This is a genomic window from Cupriavidus cauae (assembly GCF_026210475.1).
In the GTDB taxonomy this organism is placed as follows: Bacteria; Pseudomonadota; Gammaproteobacteria; order Burkholderiales; family Burkholderiaceae; genus Cupriavidus; species Cupriavidus cauae.
Genome location: NZ_CP080293.1, coordinates 2,857,608 through 2,877,684 on the forward strand (window position 1 = coordinate 2,857,608; position 20,077 = coordinate 2,877,684).

Annotated in this window: 16 protein-coding genes; 5 read left to right on the plus strand and 11 right to left on the minus strand. The window is 67.4% G+C overall.

The window, feature by feature from the left end:
- Window positions 1-70: 70 nt before the first annotated feature.
- The 5 genes from dusA to KZ686_RS12825 form a co-directional block, all read right to left on the minus strand.
- On the minus strand, window positions 71-1,126 hold the full coding sequence (gene dusA, locus KZ686_RS12805) for a tRNA dihydrouridine(20/20a) synthase DusA (RefSeq protein ID WP_265632553.1): 1,056 nt from the start codon (window positions 1,124-1,126) through the stop codon (window positions 71-73).
- 269 nt (window positions 1,127-1,395) lie between these two features.
- On the minus strand, window positions 1,396-1,725 hold the full coding sequence (locus KZ686_RS12810; protein WP_149319100.1) for a hypothetical protein: 330 nt from the start codon (window positions 1,723-1,725) through the stop codon (window positions 1,396-1,398).
- An 83-nt stretch (window positions 1,726-1,808) separates the two neighbouring features.
- Entirely contained in the window at window positions 1,809-2,369 is a 561-nt protein-coding gene (locus tag KZ686_RS12815; protein WP_149319101.1) for an NADPH-dependent FMN reductase, read from the minus strand.
- Between the two features lie 174 nt (window positions 2,370-2,543).
- The gene (locus tag KZ686_RS12820) at window positions 2,544-3,626 is read right to left on the minus strand and encodes an enoyl-CoA hydratase/isomerase family protein (protein ID WP_149319102.1); all 1,083 of its coding nucleotides are present in this window, start codon (window positions 3,624-3,626) and stop codon (window positions 2,544-2,546) included.
- A gap of 132 nt (window positions 3,627-3,758) precedes the next feature.
- On the minus strand, window positions 3,759-5,378 hold the full coding sequence (locus tag KZ686_RS12825) for a methyl-accepting chemotaxis protein (protein WP_265632554.1): 1,620 nt from the start codon (window positions 5,376-5,378) through the stop codon (window positions 3,759-3,761).
- 228 nt (window positions 5,379-5,606) lie between these two features.
- Between KZ686_RS12825 and KZ686_RS12830 the strand changes: the two genes are divergently transcribed.
- Complete coding sequence (locus KZ686_RS12830; protein WP_149319104.1) at window positions 5,607-5,957, plus strand: VOC family protein; 351 nt, start codon at window positions 5,607-5,609, stop codon at window positions 5,955-5,957.
- Window positions 5,958-6,059: 102 nt separating this feature from the next.
- Here KZ686_RS12830 and typA read toward each other — a convergent pair whose 3' ends face one another.
- The gene (typA, locus tag KZ686_RS12835) at window positions 6,060-7,880 is read right to left on the minus strand and encodes a translational GTPase TypA (protein WP_023264592.1); all 1,821 of its coding nucleotides are present in this window, start codon (window positions 7,878-7,880) and stop codon (window positions 6,060-6,062) included.
- Window positions 7,881-8,090: 210 nt separating this feature from the next.
- Here typA and KZ686_RS12840 point away from each other — a divergent pair, with 210 nt between their 5' ends.
- The 4 genes from KZ686_RS12840 to KZ686_RS12855 all read left to right on the plus strand — a co-directional run bounded on the left by KZ686_RS12840 (window position 8,091) and on the right by KZ686_RS12855 (window position 13,211).
- Window positions 8,091-8,564 (plus strand): MarR family winged helix-turn-helix transcriptional regulator, encoded by a 474-nt coding sequence (locus KZ686_RS12840; RefSeq protein WP_149319105.1) that lies wholly within the window; start codon window positions 8,091-8,093, stop codon window positions 8,562-8,564.
- 108 nt (window positions 8,565-8,672) lie between these two features.
- Complete coding sequence (locus tag KZ686_RS12845) at window positions 8,673-10,235, plus strand: AdeC/AdeK/OprM family multidrug efflux complex outer membrane factor (RefSeq protein ID WP_265632559.1); 1,563 nt, start codon at window positions 8,673-8,675, stop codon at window positions 10,233-10,235.
- Window positions 10,236-10,323: 88 nt separating this feature from the next.
- A complete protein-coding gene (locus KZ686_RS12850) occupies window positions 10,324-11,598 on the plus strand; it encodes an HlyD family secretion protein (protein ID WP_265632560.1) in 1,275 nt (424 codons plus the stop codon).
- Window positions 11,599-11,600: 2 nt separating this feature from the next.
- Window positions 11,601-13,211 carry a DHA2 family efflux MFS transporter permease subunit gene (locus KZ686_RS12855; protein WP_265632562.1) on the plus strand — a complete coding sequence of 537 codons (1,611 nt, stop codon included), beginning with the start codon at window positions 11,601-11,603 and terminating at the stop codon, window positions 13,209-13,211.
- A gap of 220 nt (window positions 13,212-13,431) precedes the next feature.
- On the opposite strand, the gene truB is transcribed toward KZ686_RS12855, so the two are convergent.
- From truB to rimP, 5 genes are all read right to left on the minus strand, one after another.
- Window positions 13,432-14,403 (minus strand): tRNA pseudouridine(55) synthase TruB, encoded by a 972-nt coding sequence (gene truB / locus KZ686_RS12860; protein WP_265632563.1) that lies wholly within the window; start codon window positions 14,401-14,403, stop codon window positions 13,432-13,434.
- A gap of 149 nt (window positions 14,404-14,552) precedes the next feature.
- Entirely contained in the window at window positions 14,553-14,921 is a 369-nt protein-coding gene (gene rbfA / locus KZ686_RS12865; protein WP_265632565.1) for a 30S ribosome-binding factor RbfA, read from the minus strand.
- 107 nt (window positions 14,922-15,028) lie between these two features.
- Entirely contained in the window at window positions 15,029-17,905 is a 2,877-nt protein-coding gene (infB, locus tag KZ686_RS12870; protein ID WP_149319111.1) for a translation initiation factor IF-2, read from the minus strand.
- Window positions 17,906-17,980: 75 nt separating this feature from the next.
- Window positions 17,981-19,456, minus strand: coding sequence for a transcription termination factor NusA (gene nusA, locus KZ686_RS12875; RefSeq protein ID WP_149319112.1), 1,476 nt, complete (start codon window positions 19,454-19,456; stop codon window positions 17,981-17,983).
- Window positions 19,453-19,941, minus strand: a complete 489-nt coding sequence (gene rimP / locus KZ686_RS12880; protein ID WP_053822015.1) for a ribosome maturation factor RimP — start codon at window positions 19,939-19,941, stop codon at window positions 19,453-19,455. Before rimP ends, nusA begins: the two co-directional genes overlap by 4 nt.
- Window positions 19,942-20,077: the final 136 nt, after the last annotated feature.

Here is a 20,077-nt window from a genome sequence, read left to right on the forward strand (position 1 = left end):
CCCTCACCGACTGCCAACTCCGAACTCCAACTCCCGACTCGGACTCCCGACTCGGACTCCCGGCCGCCAATCATGCCGCCTGCAGCGGCCGCTCCGCATGCAGATGGCTACGCGCCTCCTCGAACAGCGCATCGACACCGTCCCGCGTACGGATTGCATTCATCCGGCGCGCGTCGGACAGCACACGCCGCCAGCCCCGCCCGCCGGGCACGCCGCGATACAGGCCGAGCATATGCCGCGTCGCCGCGCCCATATAACCGCCCCGCTCCACCAGATCGCCGATATAACGCTGCATCGCCAGTTCGGCGTCGAGACGTGAAGGCGACGGCGCGGTATCGCCGTAGTAGCGGCGATCCACCTCCGCCAGCAGGAACGGCTGGTGATAGGCCTCCCGACCGATCATCACGCCGTCGACATGCTGCAGGTGAGCGTCGATCTCGTCGTAGCGCGTGATGCCGCCATTGATCAGGATTTCGAGCTGGGGGAATTCCCGCTTCAGCTGGTAGGCCACCTCATAGCGCAGCGGCGGAATCTCGCGGTTCTCCTTCGGGCTCAGCCCTTTCAGGATCGCGTTGCGCGCATGGACGATAAAGGTCTGGCAACCCGCCTCCGCGATCGTGCCGACGAAATCGCGGACAAAATCGTAATGCTCGATCGTGTCGATGCCGATCCGGTGCTTGACGGTGACCGGCACCGACACCGCGTCGCGCATCGCGCGCACGCAGTCCGCCACCAGTTGCGGCTCGGCCATCAGGCAGGCGCCGAACGCCCCGCGCTGGACCCGCTCGGACGGGCAACCGCAATTCAGGTTGATCTCGGCAAAGCCCCAGCGCTCGCCCAGGCGGGCCGAGGCCGCCAGATCGGCCGGCTCGCTGCCGCCCAGTTGCAGGGCGACCGGCTGCTCGGCCGCATCGAAGTCCAGATGGCGCGCGACTTCGCCATGCAGCAGCGCACCGGTCGTCACCATCTCGGTGTACAACCAGGTGTGGCGGCTCAGGTGGCGATGAAAGGTGCGGCAGTGGCGGTCAGTCCAGTCCATCATGGGCGCCACCGAAATGCGCCGCGGATTGACTTTCTGCGGACCTGCCGAAGCCGGCGCCGCGCTGGCGGCTAGCGATTCGGACATGACTTGGGTCGTCTATCCCGCCCTTCGACGGGAACGAGGAAAACCCGGAAGTTTACCACCCGGAGGCGCATCGCATCGCCCTCCGTCTTCACGCGGCAATGGGCGTCGGACGGGCCGCCCGGGGACAGCGCCGCCGCGCCGCCGGCGGGAGGCAAGTCGGCGCAGTGACACAAGCTGCTCCGCCCCTCAGCCCCCTCAGCCCCCTCAGCGGCTCAGCGACTCAGCGACTCAACGGCTCAGCGGCTCAGCGGCTCAGCGGCTCAGCGCGCTCAGTCGTTCAGGCGCTGCTGCCGCGGCTGCAGTTCCAGCCCCAGCTTGACGAACAGGTCGAAGGCATCGGCCAGCAGGTGCTGCTGGCGTGGCAGCAGGCTCGAATACGGCATGTCGTAGATCGACTGGTGCGCTCCGCGGTTGCCCTTGAGCCCGCGGTCGCGGGCGATGTCGGACAGCAGCGCCGCGAAGCCGGACAGGTCTTCGGCGTCGATGGCGTGGTTCAGCACGGTGGCCAGCAACTGCGGCGAGGCAGTGGCCCAGCACCCGACCAGTTCGGCGTTGGCCGCACCTTCCGGGAAGTCGGAGGAATTGTCGCTTGCATCCATATCAGCATTGTCGGCGCGGTTTTCGCCATCTTTAGACCTCCCCTACGAGAGAGGGGGCCGAGGCGGCGGCCGCGCCGTCACGGTCAGCTTGCGGCGTTGCGCTCCACCCAGGCCGCAAAGGTCGTCAGGAATTTGCCCAGAAAGGCACGTGTCGATTCGTTGCCGATATTGCCCTGCGCATCGAACAGCTTGTCGACACCACCGATATAGGCCTCCGGCATCTGGAGCACCGGCACATTGAGAAACACCAGCGACTGGCGCAGATGGTGGTTGGCGCCAAACCCGCCGATGGCGCCCGGCGAGGCGCTGATTACCGCCCCGGGCTTGCGATCCCAGGCGCTCTGCCCATAGGGACGCGACCCCACGTCGATGGCATTCTTCAGCGGCGCGGGCACCGAGCGGTTGTACTCGGGGGTCACGAACAGCACCGCGTCGGCGCGGCGGATCCGGTCGCGGAAAGCGGTCCAGGCTGCCGGCGGGTTGTCATCGTCGTCCTGGTTGTAGAGCGGCAGCTGACCGATCTCGACGATGTCGAGCTTGAGTTCGGCCGGGGCCAACTGCGCCAGCGCCAATGCCAGCTTGCGATTGAAGGAATCCTTGCGGAGACTGCCCACCAGTACCGCGACGTCGCGTGGAGTGCTCATCGTGCTTCCTTTTCTGAGAGAGACGGGGAAAGGAAAGACTGCCGAAAAACGGCGGGACCGGCCATCTCCGGCCGGCGCCCAGACCACACTCTAACCCGATGTGGCGTCGGCCGTGCGCGCGCCTGCCCCGAGGGCATCGGCGCGCACGGAGCCCGCACCGGCGCGCGCGTCCGCTCAGGCCTGCAATCCGGCCAGCGGATGCGCCTCGGCGCGCCACGGACTGTCGAAGAAGGCGAGCACCTTGTTGCGCTCGACCTCGTCGAGCCGGGCCGGCCGCCACTTCGGCGCGTGGTCCTTGTCGATCGCCAGCGCACGGATGCCCTCGACGCCGTCGCCGTAGCGGAACACGTCATGCATCATGTCGAGCTCCATGCGCAGCTCGTCCTCGAGCGCCATGGTCCGCGCGCGGCGGATCTGCTCCAGCGTCACGCACAGCATCAGCGGGGAGCGGGTACGCAAGGCGGCGGCCGTCTGAGCGGACCAGTCGTCGCTGGCATCGCTGACGATGGCAACGATCTGCTGGACCGTGGCGGCGCCGAAGGCCCCGTCGATTGCCTCGCGCTGGCGCGCCAGCATGCTCGCGGCCGGATCGCAGGCGGCGCGATGCCCGGCGCTGCAGGCATCGATCGCGGCCAGCACTTCGTCGCCACTGGCAAAGTTGCCGGCGCGCAGCGACGCCACCAGCTCGGCCAGCGCGTTGCTCGGCACGAAGGCGTCGGCCAGGCCGGCGTACAGCGCGTCGGCCGCGTGAATCACGTTGCCGGTCAGGCCCAGGTACTCGCCCAGGCGGCCCGGGGTGCGGGCCAGGAACCAGCCGCCGCCCACGTCCGGAAACAGCCCGATATTGGTCTCGGGCATCGCCATCTTGGTGCGCTCGGTGACCAGGCGCCGCCGCGCGCCCTGCGAGATGCCCATGCCGCCGCCCATCACCACGCCGTCCATCAGCGCGATATAGGGCTTCGGATAGCGGTGGATCTTGTGATTGAGCGCGTATTCCTCGACAAAGAACTGGTCCAGCGTCGGATCGCCGGCGAGCGCGGCCTGATGGAAGAAACGGATGTCGCCGCCCGCGCAGAAGGCCTTGCCGCCCGCACCGGCGACCACCACGGCGACGACGCCGGGATCGGCCGCCCACTGGTCCAGCGCCTGCGTCAAGGCGCGCACCATGTCGAGCGACAGGGCATTGAGGGCCTGGGGCCGGGTCAGCGTCAGATAGCCGACACCGCCGACGACTTCGGTTGCAACAAACTCGGTCATGTCTCCTGTTCCTGTGGTGACGAAATGCAGGCCGCCACTGTACACCAGCCATGCCGGCCCGCAGTCCGTAACGCCGGGAGGATACCGAGGTATGCCAGGGGACCCCGGGGATGTCTGGGGATGCCGGCCAATTCAGGCAAGACGGAAACGCGCCATCAGGCCGGTCAGCCGCTGCGCCTGGTCCTCCAGCGAGGTCGCCGCGGCGGCCGCCTCTTCGACCAGCGCGGCATTCTGCTGGGTCATGCCGTCCATCTGCGTGACCGCCTGATTCACCTGCTCGATGCCCTGCGACTGCTCCATCGAGGCGGCGCTGATGCCGCCGACGATCGCGCTGACGCGGCGCACCGCGCCGACGATGTCCTCCATCGCGCGGCCGGCATCGGCGACGATATCGCTGCCGGCGCGAACATTGCGCACCGATTCGTCGATCAGCCCGCGGATTTCCTTCGACGCGGTCGCACAACGCTGCGCCAGATCGCGCACGTCGCCCGCCACCACCGCGAAGCCGCGGCCATGCTCGCCGGCACGCGCGGCCTCGACCGCGGCGTTCAGCGCGAGGATGTTGGTCTGGAAGGCGATCTTCTCGATCACGTCGATGATGTCGACGATCCGGTTGGCGCTGGCGTCGATTGCCCGCATGGTGTCGACCACGCGCGTCACCGCTTCCCCGCCCCGCTCCGCCAGCCCGCTGGCGTCGCCCGCCAGCGCATTCGCTTCGCGGGCATTGTCCGCGGTCTGCCGTACCGTGCCGGTCAGTTGCTCCATGCTCGAGGCGGTCTGCTCGAGCGAGGCCGCCTGCTCTTCGGTGCGCTGGGACAGATCGGCGTTGCCCAGCGCGATCTGCCGGCTCGCCGCGGCGATGGCGTCGGCGCCGGTACGCACCTCGCCGACCATGCCCGCCAGACTCGCTTCCATCCGGGCCAGCATGGCGAGCATGCGGCCGGTCTCGTTGCGGCCGACCTCGTTGCGGCTCACCTCTTGTGCGATGCCGGCCCCGCTATCCGCAGCACGATGACCCTGCTGCCCGGGCGTATCGAGTGCGCGCGCCGCGCTCAAATCCCCGCGCGCGATCCGCTCGAAACGCGCGATCGCGGTCTCGAGCGGGCCGACGATCGAGCCGCGCAGCCGCCACGCAAAGATGGTGCTGAACGCCAGGCCCAGCGCCAGCAGCACCAGCGACCACGCGCGCAGCTTCGCATAGCGATGTTGCGACTCCTGATAGACGGACTCGGCCGCTGCCGTCTGCAGCTTGTTCAGCTCGGCATTGGCCGACGTGAAGGCGATATCGAGCTTCGGAATGGTCTCGAGCACCAGCGCCATCACGCGCTCGCGATCGCCCGCCTTCAGCGCGGCGATCATCGGCTCGACCCCTTGCTTGTGCAGCGCCTCGCGGCGCGCCGACACCAGCTCGGCAGCGCGGTCTTCCTCCGTGCCGCGCGGCAGTGCCAGATAGGCCTTCCACGCCGTCTCCGAGGCCCGCGCGAATCCGGCCGCGGTATCGGCACGCGCCAGCGCATCGGCTGGATCGGTGGCGAACGTCGCCTGGTCGAGCAGCACGCGCACCAGCAACTGGTTTGCGCGCGCCTCGGACAGATGCATCGCGGCGGCCAGCTGATGCTGATGGATCTGGCGCGTCGCGTCGTTGCTGCGCGACATGCCGAGCCAGCCAAAGGCGCCGACGATCATCAGGATCAAATTGGTAACGACAATGAGGCTCCACAATCTGGCGCCAATGGTGGTGTTGCGAAACATTCCAGCTCCCCGTTCTTATCGTGCGATCACGGCATGTTTGCCGCCCCGCTATCAACGGCGCGCCGGCGCGTTCCTTGACGGCATGGAAAGGAAAGACTGTGTATCCGGCGGATGCACGAATCGGATCGCCCATCGCGCATTGCCCATCACGCATTGCCCATCGCGGCCGGCTTATCGAAGCGGACGATGGGCCGTAGAATCGCCGGATTCCATCGTCGGAGAGCCACCATGACCGTCAAGCGAGTCGTCGCAAACATCGCCGCCCCGAACATCGAGGCGGCCCAGGCCTTCTATGGCGACCTGCTTGGCATGGCAGTCGTGATGGATCACGGCTGGATCCGGACCTATGCGACCGGGCAAGACACCACGCCGCAGATCAGCATCGCGACCGAGGGCGGCTCCGGTACCCCGGTGCCCGACCTGTCGATCGAGGTCGACAACCTCGACGAGGTCCACGCCAGGGCCGTGCAGGCGGGCTTGCGGATCGAATACGGCATCGCCGAGGAGCCCTGGGGCGTGCGGCGCTTCTTCGTACGCGATCCGTTCGGCAGGCTGGTGAACATCCTCTGCCACCTCTGAGGACGGCGTCCTCCCCGCCTCGGCGCCCACAAACGACAAGGGCCGAGTCCCGTTCACCACAGGACTCGGCCCTTCCCCTTGCGGGCAGCGTATCGCTTGCGCTTATGCGCCTTCGCGCGACGCGCGCTTGCGCTCGTGTTCCTTCAGGAAGCGCTTGCGCAGGCGGATGCTCTTCGGCGTGATCTCGACCAGCTCGTCGTCGGCGATGAATTCCACCGCGTATTCGAGCGTCATCTGGATCGGCGGCACCAGGCGCACCGCTTCGTCGGTACCCGAGGCGCGCACGTTGGTCAGCTGCTTGCCCTTGATCGGGTTCACGACCAGGTCGTTATCGCGGCTGTGGATGCCGATGATCATGCCTTCGTACAGCGGGTCGCCCGGCTTGACGAACATGCGGCCGCGATCCTGCAGCTTCCACAGCGCGTAGGCCACGGCCTCGCCATCGTCCTGCGAGATCAGCACGCCGTTGTGGCGCTCGCCCAGGCCGCCCTCGCGCACCGGCGCGTAGTCGTCGAAGATGTGCGAGATCAGGCCGGTGCCGCGCGTCAGCGTCAGGAACTCGCCCTGGAAGCCGATCAGGCCGCGGGCCGGGATGCGGTATTCCAGGCGGGTACGGCCCTTGCCGTCCGACGCCATGTCGAGCAGTTCGCCCTTGCGGCGGCCCAGCTCTTCCATCACGGCGCCCTGGTGGCCGTCCTCGACGTCGACCGTCAGCAGCTCGTACGGCTCGTGCTTGACGCCGTCGATTTCCTTGAACACCACGCGCGGGCGCGACACGGCCAGCTCGTAGCCTTCCCGGCGCATGTTTTCCAGCAGGATGGTCAGGTGCAGTTCGCCGCGGCCCGACACTTCGAACACGGTGTCGTCGCCGGTCTCGGCCACGCGCAGCGCCACGTTGGACTTCAGTTCGCGGTCCAGGCGTTCGCGCAGCTGGCGGCTGGTGACGAACTTGCCTTCGCGGCCCGCCAGCGGCGAGGTGTTGACGCAGAAGTTCATCGTCAGCGTCGGCTCATCGACCTTCAGCATCGGCAGCGCGTCCTGCGCATCGGGCGCGCAGACGGTGCAGCCAATACCCAGTTCCTCGATGCCGTTGATCAGCACGATGTCGCCGGCCTCGGCCTCGGGCACGATCTCGCGCTCCAGGCCGCGGAACTTCAGCACCTGGTTGATGCGGCCCTTGATCGGGTTGCCTTCGGGACCGAACTTGACCACCACGTCCTGCAGCGGACGGGCGCGGCCGCGCGAAATACGGCCGACGCCGATCTTGCCGACGTAGCTCGAGTAGTCCAGCGAGATGATCTGCAGCTGCAGCGGACCGTCCGGGTCGTCGTTACGGACCGGCACCTTGTCGAGCACGGTCTCGAACAGCGGCTTCATGTCGCCGTCGCGCACATCCTCGGTGAGGCCGGCGTAGCCGTTCAGGCCCGAGGCGTAGATCACCGGGAAGTCGAGCTGCTCGTCGGTCGCGCCCAGCTTGTCGAACAGGTCGAAGGTCTGGTTGATGACCCAGTCCGGACGGGCGCCCGGACGGTCGATCTTGTTGATCACGACGATCGGCTTCAGGCCCAGCGCCAGCGCCTTGCGCGTGACGAAGCGGGTCTGCGGCATCGGGCCTTCGACCGCGTCGACCAGCAGCAGCACGCCGTCGACCATCGACAGCACGCGTTCGACCTCGCCACCGAAGTCGGCGTGGCCCGGGGTGTCGACGATATTGATATGGGTGCCGTTGTACTCGACCGCACAGTTCTTCGCCAGGATGGTGATCCCGCGTTCTTTTTCCAGGTCGTTCGAGTCCATCACCCGCTCCGCAACCTGCTGGTTCTCACGGAAGGTGCCTGCCTGGCGCAGGAGTTGGTCCACCAGGGTGGTCTTGCCATGATCGACGTGGGCGATGATGGCGATATTGCGGATTGCGCGGGTCATTGCGGCTCTCGCTTGCAGCTGGGCATCAAAAATTCAACCCGCCATTCTAGCATGTTGCGACGCAAAACTGCGGGCGGCCGTTCGGTCGGTCTATTGCGTTGCTGCAAGGGCTTGCAGCGCACTATTTCCAAATCCGAAATGACGAATTGACGTTCTTGCGGTTTTCTCAGCACGTGCATATATTTGCCACGACAAAGATTGCATAGGCAAATGATGAACGCCCCGGGCACCGACGACACCTTCCCCTTCGATCCCGCCTCCTATCGGATCTGCGACAGCGTCGGCTATCTGATGGCGCGGGCCAAGGGCGAACTGTCGCGCGACGTCGAGCAGGAAGTCGGCGCGCTGGATATCACGCACGCCCAGGCCTCCTGCCTGGTGATGCTGGCTCACGGCCGCGCCCGTACGGTGACGGATCTGGGCCGGGAGCTGAACACCGATATGGGCTCGGTCACGCGCCTGATCAGCCGCATGGAAAAACGCGGCCTGGTCGAGCGGCAGCGCAGCGACGCCGACCGGCGCATCGTCGACCTGCGCGTCACGCCGGCCGGCCACGCGCTGGTCGACCAGCTGCCCGCGATCTTCTGCCGCGTGCTGAACCGGCGCTTCCGCGGCTTCACCGAGGCCGAGATCGCCCAGTTCCGCGACATGTTGCAACGGGTGATCGCCAACAACACCGGATAGCGCCCTAGCCAGCCTCCCGCCGCCAGCCGGCCAGATTCGCCGCCGCGGTCCGTGCCATCGGCACCCGACCGCCGCCCTCGCATTTTCGGCATTTCGTTGTCGCCCAACATGAACCATCAAATTTGCACTTCCCGCCGCGCTCCGGCGCGGCAACCGGCCCGCCGTCTCGGCGCCTTCGCGCTCAGCGCGCTGGCCGCGGCCGCACTGGCGGGCTGCGCCGCCTTCGGCAACTCCCACACCACCCAGGTCATGACCGAGCCCGCGCAGCTGGCCACCGCGCAGACGCTGCCGGGCCAGCATGGCCAGTGGCCGTCGCAGGACTGGGTCGACCAGTTCGGCGATCCGCAACTGCGCGCGCTGGTCGACGAGGCCGTGCAGAACAGCCCCAACCTGCAGGCGGCCCTCGCCCGGGTGCAAGCCTCGCGCGCGATGGCCGACGCCACGCGCAGCGCGCTGTATCCGCATCTGGATCTGGACGCCTCGCTGTCGCGCCAGCGCTTCTCCGAGACCGATCTGTACGAAGGCACGCCGCGTGCCGGCTCGTGGCAGAACCTGTCGCGGCTGCAGGCCGGCCTGTCCTACGACCTCGACTTCTGGGGGAAGAACCGCTCGGCGCTGGAAGCGGCGCTGTCCGACGACCGTGCCGCCGAAGCCGAAAGCCAGGCTTCGCGGCTGCTGCTGACCACCGCGGTGGCGCGCAACTACGCGCGGCTGGCCGCGCTGTTCGCGCAGCGCGATGTGGCCGAGCGCGCCATCGCCCAGCGCGGCGACCTGACCGAGCTGTCGCGCCAGCGCCTGTCGGCCGGGCTCGACACGCAGGTGGAAACCACGCAGGCCCGCGCCACGGTGGCGTCGGCCCGCACCGATCTGCAGCGCATCGACGAAGAGATCGCGCTGGCGCGCAACCAGATCGCGGCGCTGCTCGGCAAGGGTCCGGACCGGGGCCTGGCCATCCAGCGGCCGACGCTGCTGGCGCATGCCACGCCGACGCTGCCGGACAACCTGGCGATCGACCTGCTCGGCCGCCGGCCCGATCTGGTCGCGGCGCGCTGGCGCGTCGAGGCCTCGTCGAAGGACATCGAGGTCGCGCGCGCGGAGTTCCTGCCCAATGTCACGCTGAGCGCCTTCGCGGGCCTGGCCTCGCTCGATCCGTCCAACCTGCTGCTCGGCATCAGCCGCCAGTTCGGCTTCGGCCCGGCGGTGCGCCTGCCGATCTTCGAAGGCGGACGGCTGCGCGCGAACCTGAAGGGCAAGCACGCGCAATATGACCTGGCGGTGGCCAACTACAACCAGACGCTGGTCGATGCGCTGCGCGAGACCGCCGATACGGTGACCAGCATCCGCAGCGTCGATCAGCAGATCCAGACGCAACGCGAGGCGCTGGAGCTTGCCGAGCATGCCTATGCGCTGGCGACCACGCGCTACAAGGCGGGCCTGGGCACGCAGCTGACCGTGCTTAACGCCGAGAGCAACGTGCTGCAGCAGCGGCGCCTGGCCACCGATCTGCAGGCGCGCCGGCTGGATCTGCAGATGGCGCTGGTCAAGGCGCTGGGTGGCGGTTACCAGGAGCCCGGCGAGTCCGCCGATCCGGAGCCGGCACAGGCTGGAAAGCCGGCCACGGCCACGACCACGGCCGCACCCGCGCCGCGCCGCGCCGCGGCGCATGGCTGACGCGCCCCACCGCCCCGCCACAACACGACAGCGAAGAACAACGACAACGTCGAACCGTTCAAGCGACCGACATCAAGCGACCGACATCATGAGCGACCAACAACAGAACCAGAACGCGGCCACCCGCACGCAACCCTCCGACAACAACAACGGCAAGCGCAAGCGCCTGCTGCTCTCGCTGACCGCCGCGGTGGTGGTCGCGGGCCTGGCCTACGGCGGCTACTGGGCCCTGTATGCCCGGCATTTCGAAAGCACCGACGACGCCTACGTGGCGGGCAACGTGGTCCAGGTGACCCCGCTGGTGCCGGGCACGGTGGTGGGCATTGGCGCCGACGACACGCAGTTGGTCAACGCCGGCCAGCCGCTGATCCAGCTCGACCGCGCCGACAGCGAGGTCGCGCTGGCCCAGGCCGAGGCACAGCTGGCACAGGCGGTGCGCGAGGTGCGCACGCTGTACGTCAACAACGGCTCGCTGGCGGCCAACGTGGCGCTGCGCCAGGCCGATGTCGCGCGGGCCCGCGAAGACCTGAAGCGCCGCCAGGCCATCGCCGGCTCGGGCGCGGTTTCCTCCGAAGAACTGGCCCATGCGCGCACCACGCTGCAGGCCGCCGAATCGGCGCTGCAGGCCGCGCGCGAGCAGCTCGCGTCGAACAGGGCGCTGACCGACCAGACCACCGTCGAGAAGCACCCCAACGTGCAGCGCGCCGCCGCCAACGTGCGCGCCGCCTACCTGAACTACGCGCGCTCGCAGCTGCCGGCGCCGGTGACCGGCTATGTCGCCAAGCGCTCGGTGCAGGTCGGCCAGCGGGTGGCCGCCGGCGCGCCGCTGATGGCGGTGGTGCCGCTCGACCAGGTCTGGGTCGACGCCAACTTCAAGGAAGTCCAGATCACGCATATGCGGATCGGCCAGCCGGTCACGCTGCATGCGGACGTCTACGGCTCCGACGTCGAATACCACGGCAAGGTGGCCGGCTTCTCGGCCGGCACCGGCTCGGCGTTCTCGCTGCTGCCGGCGCAGAACGCCACCGGCAACTGGATCAAGGTGGTGCAGCGCCTGCCGGTGCGCATCGCGCTCGATCCGCAGCAGCTGAAGGACCATCCGCTGCGCATCGGCCTGTCGATGAACGTCACCGTCGACGTGCGCAAGACCGAAGGCGCGGCGATGACGACCACCACCGCCAGCAAGCCGATGCAGACGGACGTCTATGACAAGGTCGGCCACGACGCCGATGCGCTGATCGCGCGCATCATCGCGACCAACAGCGGCCGCCAGGGCGCCGAGCCGGCGGCGCCGGCCTCGGCGGCCCGCGCGTCGACGGCCAGTTCCGCGACAACCGCCAAGAAAGCGACCACGCACGCCTGATCATGGCCGATACCCTGACCGCCCGCGAGGGCGCCGAACCCGCGCCCACATCGCCAGCGGCCCCTGCGCGCCCCGCGCACCAGGAACCGCTGTCGGGCGCCAAGCTGATCGTCGGCACGATCGCGCTGTCGCTGGCCACGTTCATGAACGTGCTCGACTCGTCGATCGCCAACGTGTCGATTCCCGCGATCTCCGGCGACCTGGGCGTGTCGCCGAACCAGGGCACCTGGGTCATCACCTCGTTCGCGGTCGCCAACGCGATCTCGGTGCCGCTGACCGGCTGGCTGACCACGCGCTTCGGCGCGGTGCGACTGTTCGTCACGTCGATCCTGCTGTTCGTGCTGTCGTCGTGGCTGTGCGGCGTGGCGCCCAACCTGGAGGTGCTGCTGGCCGCGCGGATCCTGCAGGGCGCGGTGGCCGGGCCGATGATCCCGCTGTCGCAGTCGCTGCTGCTGTCGAGCTATCCGCCGCACAAGAGCACGATGGCGCTGGCGCTATGGGGCATGACCACGCTGGTCGCGCCGATCATGGGTCCGCTGCTGGGCGGCTGGATCTCGGACAACATGACGTGGCCGTGGATCTTCTACATCAACATCCCGGTGGGCATCCTGGCCGCGTACGCGACCTGGGCGATCTATCGCGAGCGCGAAACGCCGACGCGGGTGCTGCCGATCGACACCATCGGCCTGGCGCTGCTGGTGATCTGGGTCGGTTCGATGCAGCTGATGCTGGACAAGGGCAAGGAGCTCGACTGGTTCCATTCGACCGAGATCGTCACGCTGACGGTGGTCGCGGTGGTGGGCTTCCTGTTCTTCCTGGCGTGGGAGCGCTACGAGAAGCACCCGATCGTCGATATCAGCCTGTTCAACGGCCGCAACTTCAGCGCGGGCGTGGTGGCGATCTCGGTCGCCTACGGGCTGTTCTTCGGCAATCTGGTGATCCTGCCGCTATGGCTGCAGACGATCGTCGGGTATACCGCGACCGATGCCGGCATCGTGATGGCGCCGGTGGGCATCTTCGCGATCCTGCTGTCGCCGGTGATCGGGCGCAATTTGCCGAAGATGGACCCGCGCTGGGTCGCCACCGCGGCGTTCATCACATTCGGCATCGTCAGCCTGATGCGTTCGCGGTTCACGATCGACGTGGACACCGCCACGCTGATGATCCCGACGCTGATCCAGGGCGCGGCGATGGCGATGTTCTTCATCCCGCTGACGTCGATCATCCTGTCGGGACAGCCGCCCGACAAGATTCCGGCGGCCTCGGGCCTGTCGAACTTCGTGCGGATCACCTTCGGCGCGATCGGTGCCTCGGTGTCGACCACCGTGTGGGAGAACCGCTCGGCGATGCACCATGCGCACCTGGTGGAACAGGTCAATCCCTACAACCCGATCTACAACGCCCAGGTCGAGCACCTGATGCAGCAGGGCATGAGCCATATGCAGGCGGTCGGCGTGATCGAGCGCACCATCTCGCAGCAGGCGTCGATGCTGGGCGCCAACGATATCTTCTGGATTTCGGGGGTGATGTTCTTCGGGCTGATCGTGTTCGTCTGGCTGACAAAGCCCAAGGGCGGTGGCGGCGGGTCCGCGGATGCCATGGGGGCGCATTGAGGGCGCACTGAGGGCGCATCGATGAGGCGTTGATCGGGCGCTCAGGCTCGGCAGAACGGCGACCGCTGCATGCCCTCTCCCCCGCCCCTCTCCCGCCCCTCTCCCGCCCCTCTCCCGCATGCGGGAGAGGGCAGCAAACCTGCTGCGTCCCCTCCTCTCCAGGTGTTCCCCCTCTCCCGCGCGCGGGAGAGGGTCGGGCAGAGGGAATCCCGGGCGGTCGTCAGTCGGGCGCGTTCAATCGCACCAACCGCTCCGGCTGCAGCGCACCCTCGCGCCATCTGGCCACGCCCAGCAGCCGCGCCGGCTCGCCGCCATAGACGCGCGCCAGCGTGTCTTCACGCAATCCCGCACCTTTGAATACCGCCGCAGGCAGATCGCGTCCGGCGATGCGTTGGCCCTGCAGGAAGCGCTGCGTCGCCGCGGCGTCGAGCGTCACCGGCGCGCAGCGCTGCAGCAGCGCGTCCACCGGCGCCAGCAGGGCCGGACGCCCCGCGTCGTCCTGCTCGCCGAGCTGCTCCAGCGTGACCGCGCCGTCCAGCGTCAGATCGCCGACCGCGGTGCGCCGCAGCGCGGTCAGATGCGCGCCACAGCCCAGCGCCTCGCCAATGTCCTCGGCCAGCGTCCGGATGTACGTCCCCTTGCTGCAGGTCACGCGCATCGCGAACACGGGCGCCCCAGGCAGCTCGCAGCTCAGCAAGGCGATCTCGTGGATCGTCACGCTGCGCGCCGCGCGCTCGACCGTCTGGCCCGCGCGCGCGTATTCGTACAGCGGCCGGCCATCCTTCTTCAGCGCCGAATGCATCGGCGGCACCTGCTCGATCGGGCCGACGAAACGCACCAGCGCCTGGTTCAGCGCCGCGGCATCGCAGCTGACCGGACGTTCGGCGACCACCTCGCCTTCGGCATCGCCGGTCGAGGTGCGCTGCCCCAGTCGCACCGTTGCCTCATAGGTCTTGTCGGCATCGAGCAGATCCTGCGAAAACTTGGTCGCCTCGCCGAAGCACAGCGGCAGCAGCCCGGTCGCCAGCGGATCGAGCGTGCCGGTATGGCCGGCCTTGTTGGCGCGCAGCAGCCGCTTGGCGCGGATCAGCGCATCGTTGGACGACAGCCCGAGCGGCTTGTCGAGCAGCAGCACGCCATGCACGTCGCGGCGCGGCAGCCGAGGCGGACGTGGAGCGGTGGTATCGGTCATGGGGAATGAAACGGCGGGAGCGGCGGCGAGAGCGGTGGAAGCGGTGGCGGCAATGCGCTTGCCATATCGGCGTGCCACCCATATCGGCGTGCCACCCGGCTGCGCGGCTCGGGAGAGGCGACGACGCAGGACGCGCCGGCGCCACGGACTTACTCGTCCTTGGCCCGTGTGGCGTTGGCCTGGTCGATCAGCTTCGACATCTCGATCGCATGTTCGACCGAGGTATCGTGCACGAAGCGCAGCGTCGGCACGGTATGGATATGGAGCCGCTTGAACAGCAGCGAATGGAGGTAGCCGGCCTTCTCGTTGAGGATCGCCTCGGCATCGGCGGGTTCGGCGCCCAGCACCGTGAAGTGGACCTTGGCGTGCGCGTAGTCCGGGGTCAGCGCCACCGACTGCAGCGTCACCAGGCCCAGGCGCGGGTCGCGCAGCTCGCGCTGGATCATCTCGGCCAGATCCTTCTGGATCTGTTCGGACAGGCGCAGATTACGGGAAGAGATATTGCCTTTTTTGGCCATGCGATACGACTTTGCCAGCGGCGTCGCCAGCGAAGGCGATGGGTCCGACGGCGTGGATGGGCCGGCGGCGGCAAACCGGTGAAGGTTCGCCGCCGCGGCGCGCCGCCTTACAGCGTGCGCGCGACCTCGGTGATTTCATACACTTCGAGCTGGTCGCCTTCCTGAACGTCGTTGAAGTTCTTGATCGACAGACCGCACTCGAAGCCCTGCTTGACTTCCTTGACATCGTCCTTGAAGCGCTTGAGCGAATCGAGCTCGCCCGAGAAAACCACGACGTTGTTGCGCAGCACGCGCACGAAGGCGCCCCGCTTGACCAGACCGTCGGTGACCATACAGCCGGCCACCGCGCCGATCTTCGGCACGCGGAACACCTGGCGCACCTCGACCTGGCCGATCGTCACTTCGCGCTTCTCCGGCGCCAGCATGCCCGACATCGCCGCCTTGATCTCGTCTACCGCATCGTAAATGATGTTGTAGTAGCGGATGTCGATGCCGTTGTTCTCGGCCAGCTTGCGCGCACCGGCGTCGGCACGCACGTTGAAGCCGATGATGACCGCCTTCGAGGCCGTGGCCAGGTTGACGTCGGACTCCGTGATGCCGCCCACCGCGCCGTGCACGATCTGCACGCGCACTTCGTCGGTCGACAGCTTCTGCAGCGATTGCACCAGCGCTTCCTGCGAACCCTGCACGTCGGCCTTGACGATCAGCGGCAGTGTCTGCACTTCGCCTTCCGTCATCTGTTCCAGCATGGTCTCGAGCTTGGCCGCCTGCTGCTTGGCCAGCTTGACGTCGCGGAACTTGCCCTGGCGGAACAGCGCGATTTCGCGCGCCTTGCGCTCGTCGGGCAGCACCAGCACTTCCTCGCCGGCCGCCGGCACTTCGGACAGGCCCTGGATCTCGACCGGAATCGAGGGGCCGGCTTCCTTGGTCGGCTTGCCGTTCTCGTCGAGCATCGCGCGGACACGGCCGTAGGCGCTGCCCGCCAGCACGACGTCGCCGCGCTTGAGCGTGCCGCTGCTGACCAGCACGGTCGCCACCGGGCCCTTGCCCTTGTCCAGCTGCGCTTCGACGACCAGGCCCTTGGCCGGCGCGTCCACCGGTGCCTTCAGCTCCAGGATTTCGGCCTGCAGCGACACCTGTTCCAGCAGCTCTTCGACGCCCTGGCCGGTCTTGGCCGACACCGGCACGAACGGCGAATCGCCGCCGTACTCTTCCGGCACGACCTGCTCGGCCACCAGTTCCTGCTTGACGCGGTCCGGGTTGGCTTCGGGCTTGTCGACCTTGTTGATCGCCACCACGATCGGCACGCCGGCCGCCTTGGCGTGGGCGATCGCCTCCTTTGTCTGCGGCATCACGCCGTCATCGGCGGCCACCACCAGGATCACGATATCGGTCGCCTTGGCACCGCGCGCACGCATCGCCGTGAAGGCCTCGTGGCCCGGCGTATCGAGGAAGGTGATCACGCCGCGGTCGGTTTCCACATGGTAGGCACCGATATGCTGCGTAATGCCGCCCGCTTCGCCGGCCGCGACCTTGGTGCGGCGGATGTAGTCCAGCAGCGAGGTCTTGCCGTGGTCGACGTGGCCCATCACGGTGACGACCGGCGGACGCGGCAGCTGCTCGGCGTCCGACTGGTCCTCGCCGCCTTCGATCAGCAGCGCTTCCGGATCGTCCAGCTTGGCCGCCAGTGCCTTGTGGCCCATTTCCTCGACCACGATCATCGCGGTCTCCTGGTCCAGCACCTGGTTGATGGTCACCATCTGGCCGAGCTTCATCATCTGCTTGATGACCTCGGAGGCCTTGACGGCCATCTTGTGGGCCAGGTCCGCGACCGAGATGGTCTCGGGCACATGGACCTCGCGCACCACCGGCTCCATCGGGGCCTGGAAGCCGCTGCGATCGTCCTGCTGATGCTTGCCGCCACGGCCACGCGGGCCGCCGCGCCAGCCGCCGACACCGCCCGACGAATCGCCGCGGGTCTTCAGGCCACCGCCCTTCTTGCGCGAACCTTCGTCCTGCCAGGTCGAGGAGCCCTTGACCACCTTGCCGGTCTTCTTGTCGACCGTCGTGGTAGCCACCGCGGGCTTCTTCTCGTCCTTCTTGGCCTCGACCGTGCCGGCCGGCTTGACCGGCTTGTGCAGCGTGCCGCTCTGCTCGGCCTTCTTTTCCTCGGCCTTGCGCTCGGACGGTGCCTTCAGCACGCGCGCCGGCGCATTGAGCATCTGCTGGATCGCGCGGGCCTCGGCCTCGGCGGCCTCGCGGCGCTTGCGGGCCGCATCCTGCTCGGCGCGCACCTTGTCGGCGGCGGCCTTGGCATCGTCGGCGGCCTTCTGCGCGGCGGCGCGTTCTGCCGCCAGGCGCGTCTTGTCGTCCTCGGCCTTCTTGCGATCCGAATCCTCGTTGGCCTCGCTCGCGGCGCGCGTTGCCGCGGCCTCTTCCTCGGCCTTGCGGGCGGCCAGCTCGGCCTGGCGGCGTTCCTCTGCCTCCAGCGCTTCCTGGCGTGCGCGGCGCTCGGCCTCCTCGCGTTCGGCCGCCTCCTGGCGGGCCTTCAGCTCGGCTTCCTGGCGCGCCAGCAATTCGGCCTGGCGGCGTTCCTCTTCGGCGCGGCGCGCCAGCTCGGCCTGGTCGACCACCGGCTCGGAAACTTCCTGGCCGTCGGCCGCGCCATCGGCGGGCGACTCGTCGCGCTTGATCAGCACGCGCTTCTTGCGCACCTCGACCTGCACCGTGCGCGTCTTCCCGGTCGCATCCGCCTGGCGGATCTCCGAGGTTTCGCGCTTGGTCAGCGTGATCTTCTTGCGCGAGCCGTCATCGGCCTGACCGTGCGAACGCTTCAGGTAGTCCAGCAACCTGGCCTTGTCGGTCTCGGTGACCACGTCCTCAGGCTTGGACTTGCCCACCCCAGCTGCCTGCAATTGTTCCAGCAGGGCAGCTGCGCTGCGACTCAGTTCTGCGGCCAGTTGGGCAACTGTTGTGCTTGCCATTCAAACCCTTTCAATGCTCGGTTTCTACGTCGGGACAGTCTTGTGCGGAAAGCGCGCTCTATGCGAACGTGTCCCTCAGTTGAACCAGTGTTCCCGTGCTTTCATGATCAGCGCTTTGGCTTCTTCTTCGCTGACCCCGGTCATCTCGACCAGTTCGTCGACCGCCAGTTCGGCAAGGTCGTCACGCGTGTGGATATCGCCTTCGGCGAGCTTGCCGATCAGCTCCGGCGTCAGGCCGTCCAGCGAGCGCAGATCCTGCGACACCGACTCGACCTTCTCTTCGCGAGCCAGCTCCATCGTCAGCAGCGCATCGCGGGCGCGATTGCGCAGCTCGTTGACGGTGTCCTCGTCGAAGGCCTCGATCTCCATCATCTCGCTGATCGGCACGTAGGCGACTTCCTCGAGCGAGGAGAAGCCTTCCTCGATCAGGATGTCGGCCACTTCCTGGTCCACGTCCAGCTTGGACATGAACAGGCGCCGCACCACTTCGCTTTCCTCGGCCTGCTTCTGCGCCGATTCTTCCTGCGTCATGATGTTGATCTGCCAGCCGGTCAGTTCGGACGCCAGGCGCACGTTCTGTCCGCTGCGGCCGATCGCGACGGCGAGGTTTTCCTCGTCGACCACGACATCCATGCTGTGCTTCTCTTCATCGACGACGATCGACTGCACTTGCGCGGGCGCCAGCGCGCCGATCACGAACTGCGCCGGGTCTTCCGACCACAGCACGATGTCGACCGCTTCGCCGCCGATCTCGTTGCGCACCGCGGTGACGCGGGTACCGCGCACGCCGACGCAGGTGCCGATCGGATCGATGCGCTTGTCGTGCGCCACCACCGCGATCTTCGCGCGCACGCCCGGGTCGCGGGCGGCCGCCTTGATCTCCAGCAGGCCCTGTTCCATCTCGGGCACTTCGTTCTCGAAGAGCTTGATCAGGAACTGCGGCGAGGTGCGCGACAGCTCGATCTGCGGGCCGCGCGCGGTGCGGTCCACATTCAGGATATACGCTCGAACGCGGTCGCCGGTACGCAGATTTTCCTTCGGAATGATCTGGTCGCGGCCCAGCAACGCCTCGACGCGGCCGGACTCGACGATCAGGCCCTTCTTGTCGGCGCGCTTGACCGTGCCGGTCATGATCTTCTCGCCGCGTTCCAGGTAATCGTTCAGGATCTGCTCGCGCTCGGCGTCGCGGATCTTCTGCAGGATCACCTGCTTGGCGGCCTGCGCGCCGATGCGGCCGAACTCGACCGACTCGATCTGTTCCTCGACGAAATCGCCGAGTTCCATATTGGGGTCCTGCTCGCGGGCTTCAAACAGCAGGATCTGCTTGTCCGGCTCCTGCAGGCCCTGCTCGTCGGGCACCACCAGCCAGCGGCGGAAAGTCTCGTGCTCGCCGGATTCCCGATCGATGTGCACACGGATATCGACGTCTTCCTCGAAACGCTTCTTGGTGGCCGAAGCGAGAGCCGCTTCGAGCGCACCGAATACCACATCCTTGTCGACGTTCTTCTCGCGCGCAAGCGCATCGACGAGCAACAGAACTTCGCGGCTCATTGCTTGTTCCCTTTTCTCTGATTTCCTTTGAAGTCGATTACCGGCACCAGGCGCGCCTTGTCGACATCGGATACGGTAAATTCCAGCAGCGCGGGGCCATCCTTGCCCTCGAATTCCAGGCCGATCTTCTCGGCGCCGGGCTCCCCGGTGGGCGGCTGCAGGATGCCGACGAAGTTCTTGCGGCCGTCGATCGGCAGGCGCAGCGTCACGCGCGCCTCCTCGCCGGCAAAGCGAACATAGTCGGCCAGTTTCTTAAGCGGACGATCCAGTCCCGGAGAGGAGACCTCGAGCCGTTCGTAATCGACGTTCTCGACGGTCAGCACGTGGGTCAGCTGGCGGCTGACCTTCTCGCAATCCTCGATGGCAATGCCGGTGTCAGGTTGATCGATATAGACGCGCAGCAACCCGCCTGGGGCGCGTTCAAGTTCGACCAGCTCATACCCCATGCCGGTCAGTGTGGTTTCGATCAAATCTGCCAGATGCACTGTCGTTCCGAAAAATGGCCATCAAACTACCGGGCAAGGCCGCGGCGAATGGCCGGCTGCCTGCCGTCATCTCCGGCGGAGCCCCACATCGCGATTTTCCGCGTGTTCGGACGATCGGACGAACCAAAAAAAAATG

What these genes read in the sequence shown, in the direction of transcription:
- dusA (WP_265632553.1), bottom strand. Translation starts at nt 1,126, where the DNA reads ATGTCCGAATCGCTAGCCGCCAGCGCGGCGCCGGCTTCGGCAGGTCCG.
- KZ686_RS12810 (WP_149319100.1), bottom strand. Translation starts at nt 1,725, where the DNA reads ATGGATGCAAGCGACAATTCCTCCGACTTCCCGGAAGGTGCGGCCAAC.
- KZ686_RS12815 (WP_149319101.1), bottom strand. Translation starts at nt 2,369, where the DNA reads ATGAGCACTCCACGCGACGTCGCGGTACTGGTGGGCAGTCTCCGCAAG.
- KZ686_RS12820 (WP_149319102.1), bottom strand. Translation starts at nt 3,626, where the DNA reads ATGACCGAGTTTGTTGCAACCGAAGTCGTCGGCGGTGTCGGCTATCTG.
- KZ686_RS12825 (WP_265632554.1), bottom strand. Translation starts at nt 5,378, where the DNA reads ATGTTTCGCAACACCACCATTGGCGCCAGATTGTGGAGCCTCATTGTC.
- KZ686_RS12830 (WP_149319104.1), top strand. Translation starts at nt 5,607, where the DNA reads ATGACCGTCAAGCGAGTCGTCGCAAACATCGCCGCCCCGAACATCGAG.
- typA (WP_023264592.1), bottom strand. Translation starts at nt 7,880, where the DNA reads ATGACCCGCGCAATCCGCAATATCGCCATCATCGCCCACGTCGATCAT.
- KZ686_RS12840 (WP_149319105.1), top strand. Translation starts at nt 8,091, where the DNA reads ATGATGAACGCCCCGGGCACCGACGACACCTTCCCCTTCGATCCCGCC.
- KZ686_RS12845 (WP_265632559.1), top strand. Translation starts at nt 8,673, where the DNA reads ATGAACCATCAAATTTGCACTTCCCGCCGCGCTCCGGCGCGGCAACCG.
- KZ686_RS12850 (WP_265632560.1), top strand. Translation starts at nt 10,324, where the DNA reads ATGAGCGACCAACAACAGAACCAGAACGCGGCCACCCGCACGCAACCC.
- KZ686_RS12855 (WP_265632562.1), top strand. Translation starts at nt 11,601, where the DNA reads ATGGCCGATACCCTGACCGCCCGCGAGGGCGCCGAACCCGCGCCCACA.
- truB (WP_265632563.1), bottom strand. Translation starts at nt 14,403, where the DNA reads ATGACCGATACCACCGCTCCACGTCCGCCTCGGCTGCCGCGCCGCGAC.
- rbfA (WP_265632565.1), bottom strand. Translation starts at nt 14,921, where the DNA reads ATGGCCAAAAAAGGCAATATCTCTTCCCGTAATCTGCGCCTGTCCGAA.
- infB (WP_149319111.1), bottom strand. Translation starts at nt 17,905, where the DNA reads ATGGCAAGCACAACAGTTGCCCAACTGGCCGCAGAACTGAGTCGCAGC.
- nusA (WP_149319112.1), bottom strand. Translation starts at nt 19,456, where the DNA reads ATGAGCCGCGAAGTTCTGTTGCTCGTCGATGCGCTTGCGCGCGAGAAG.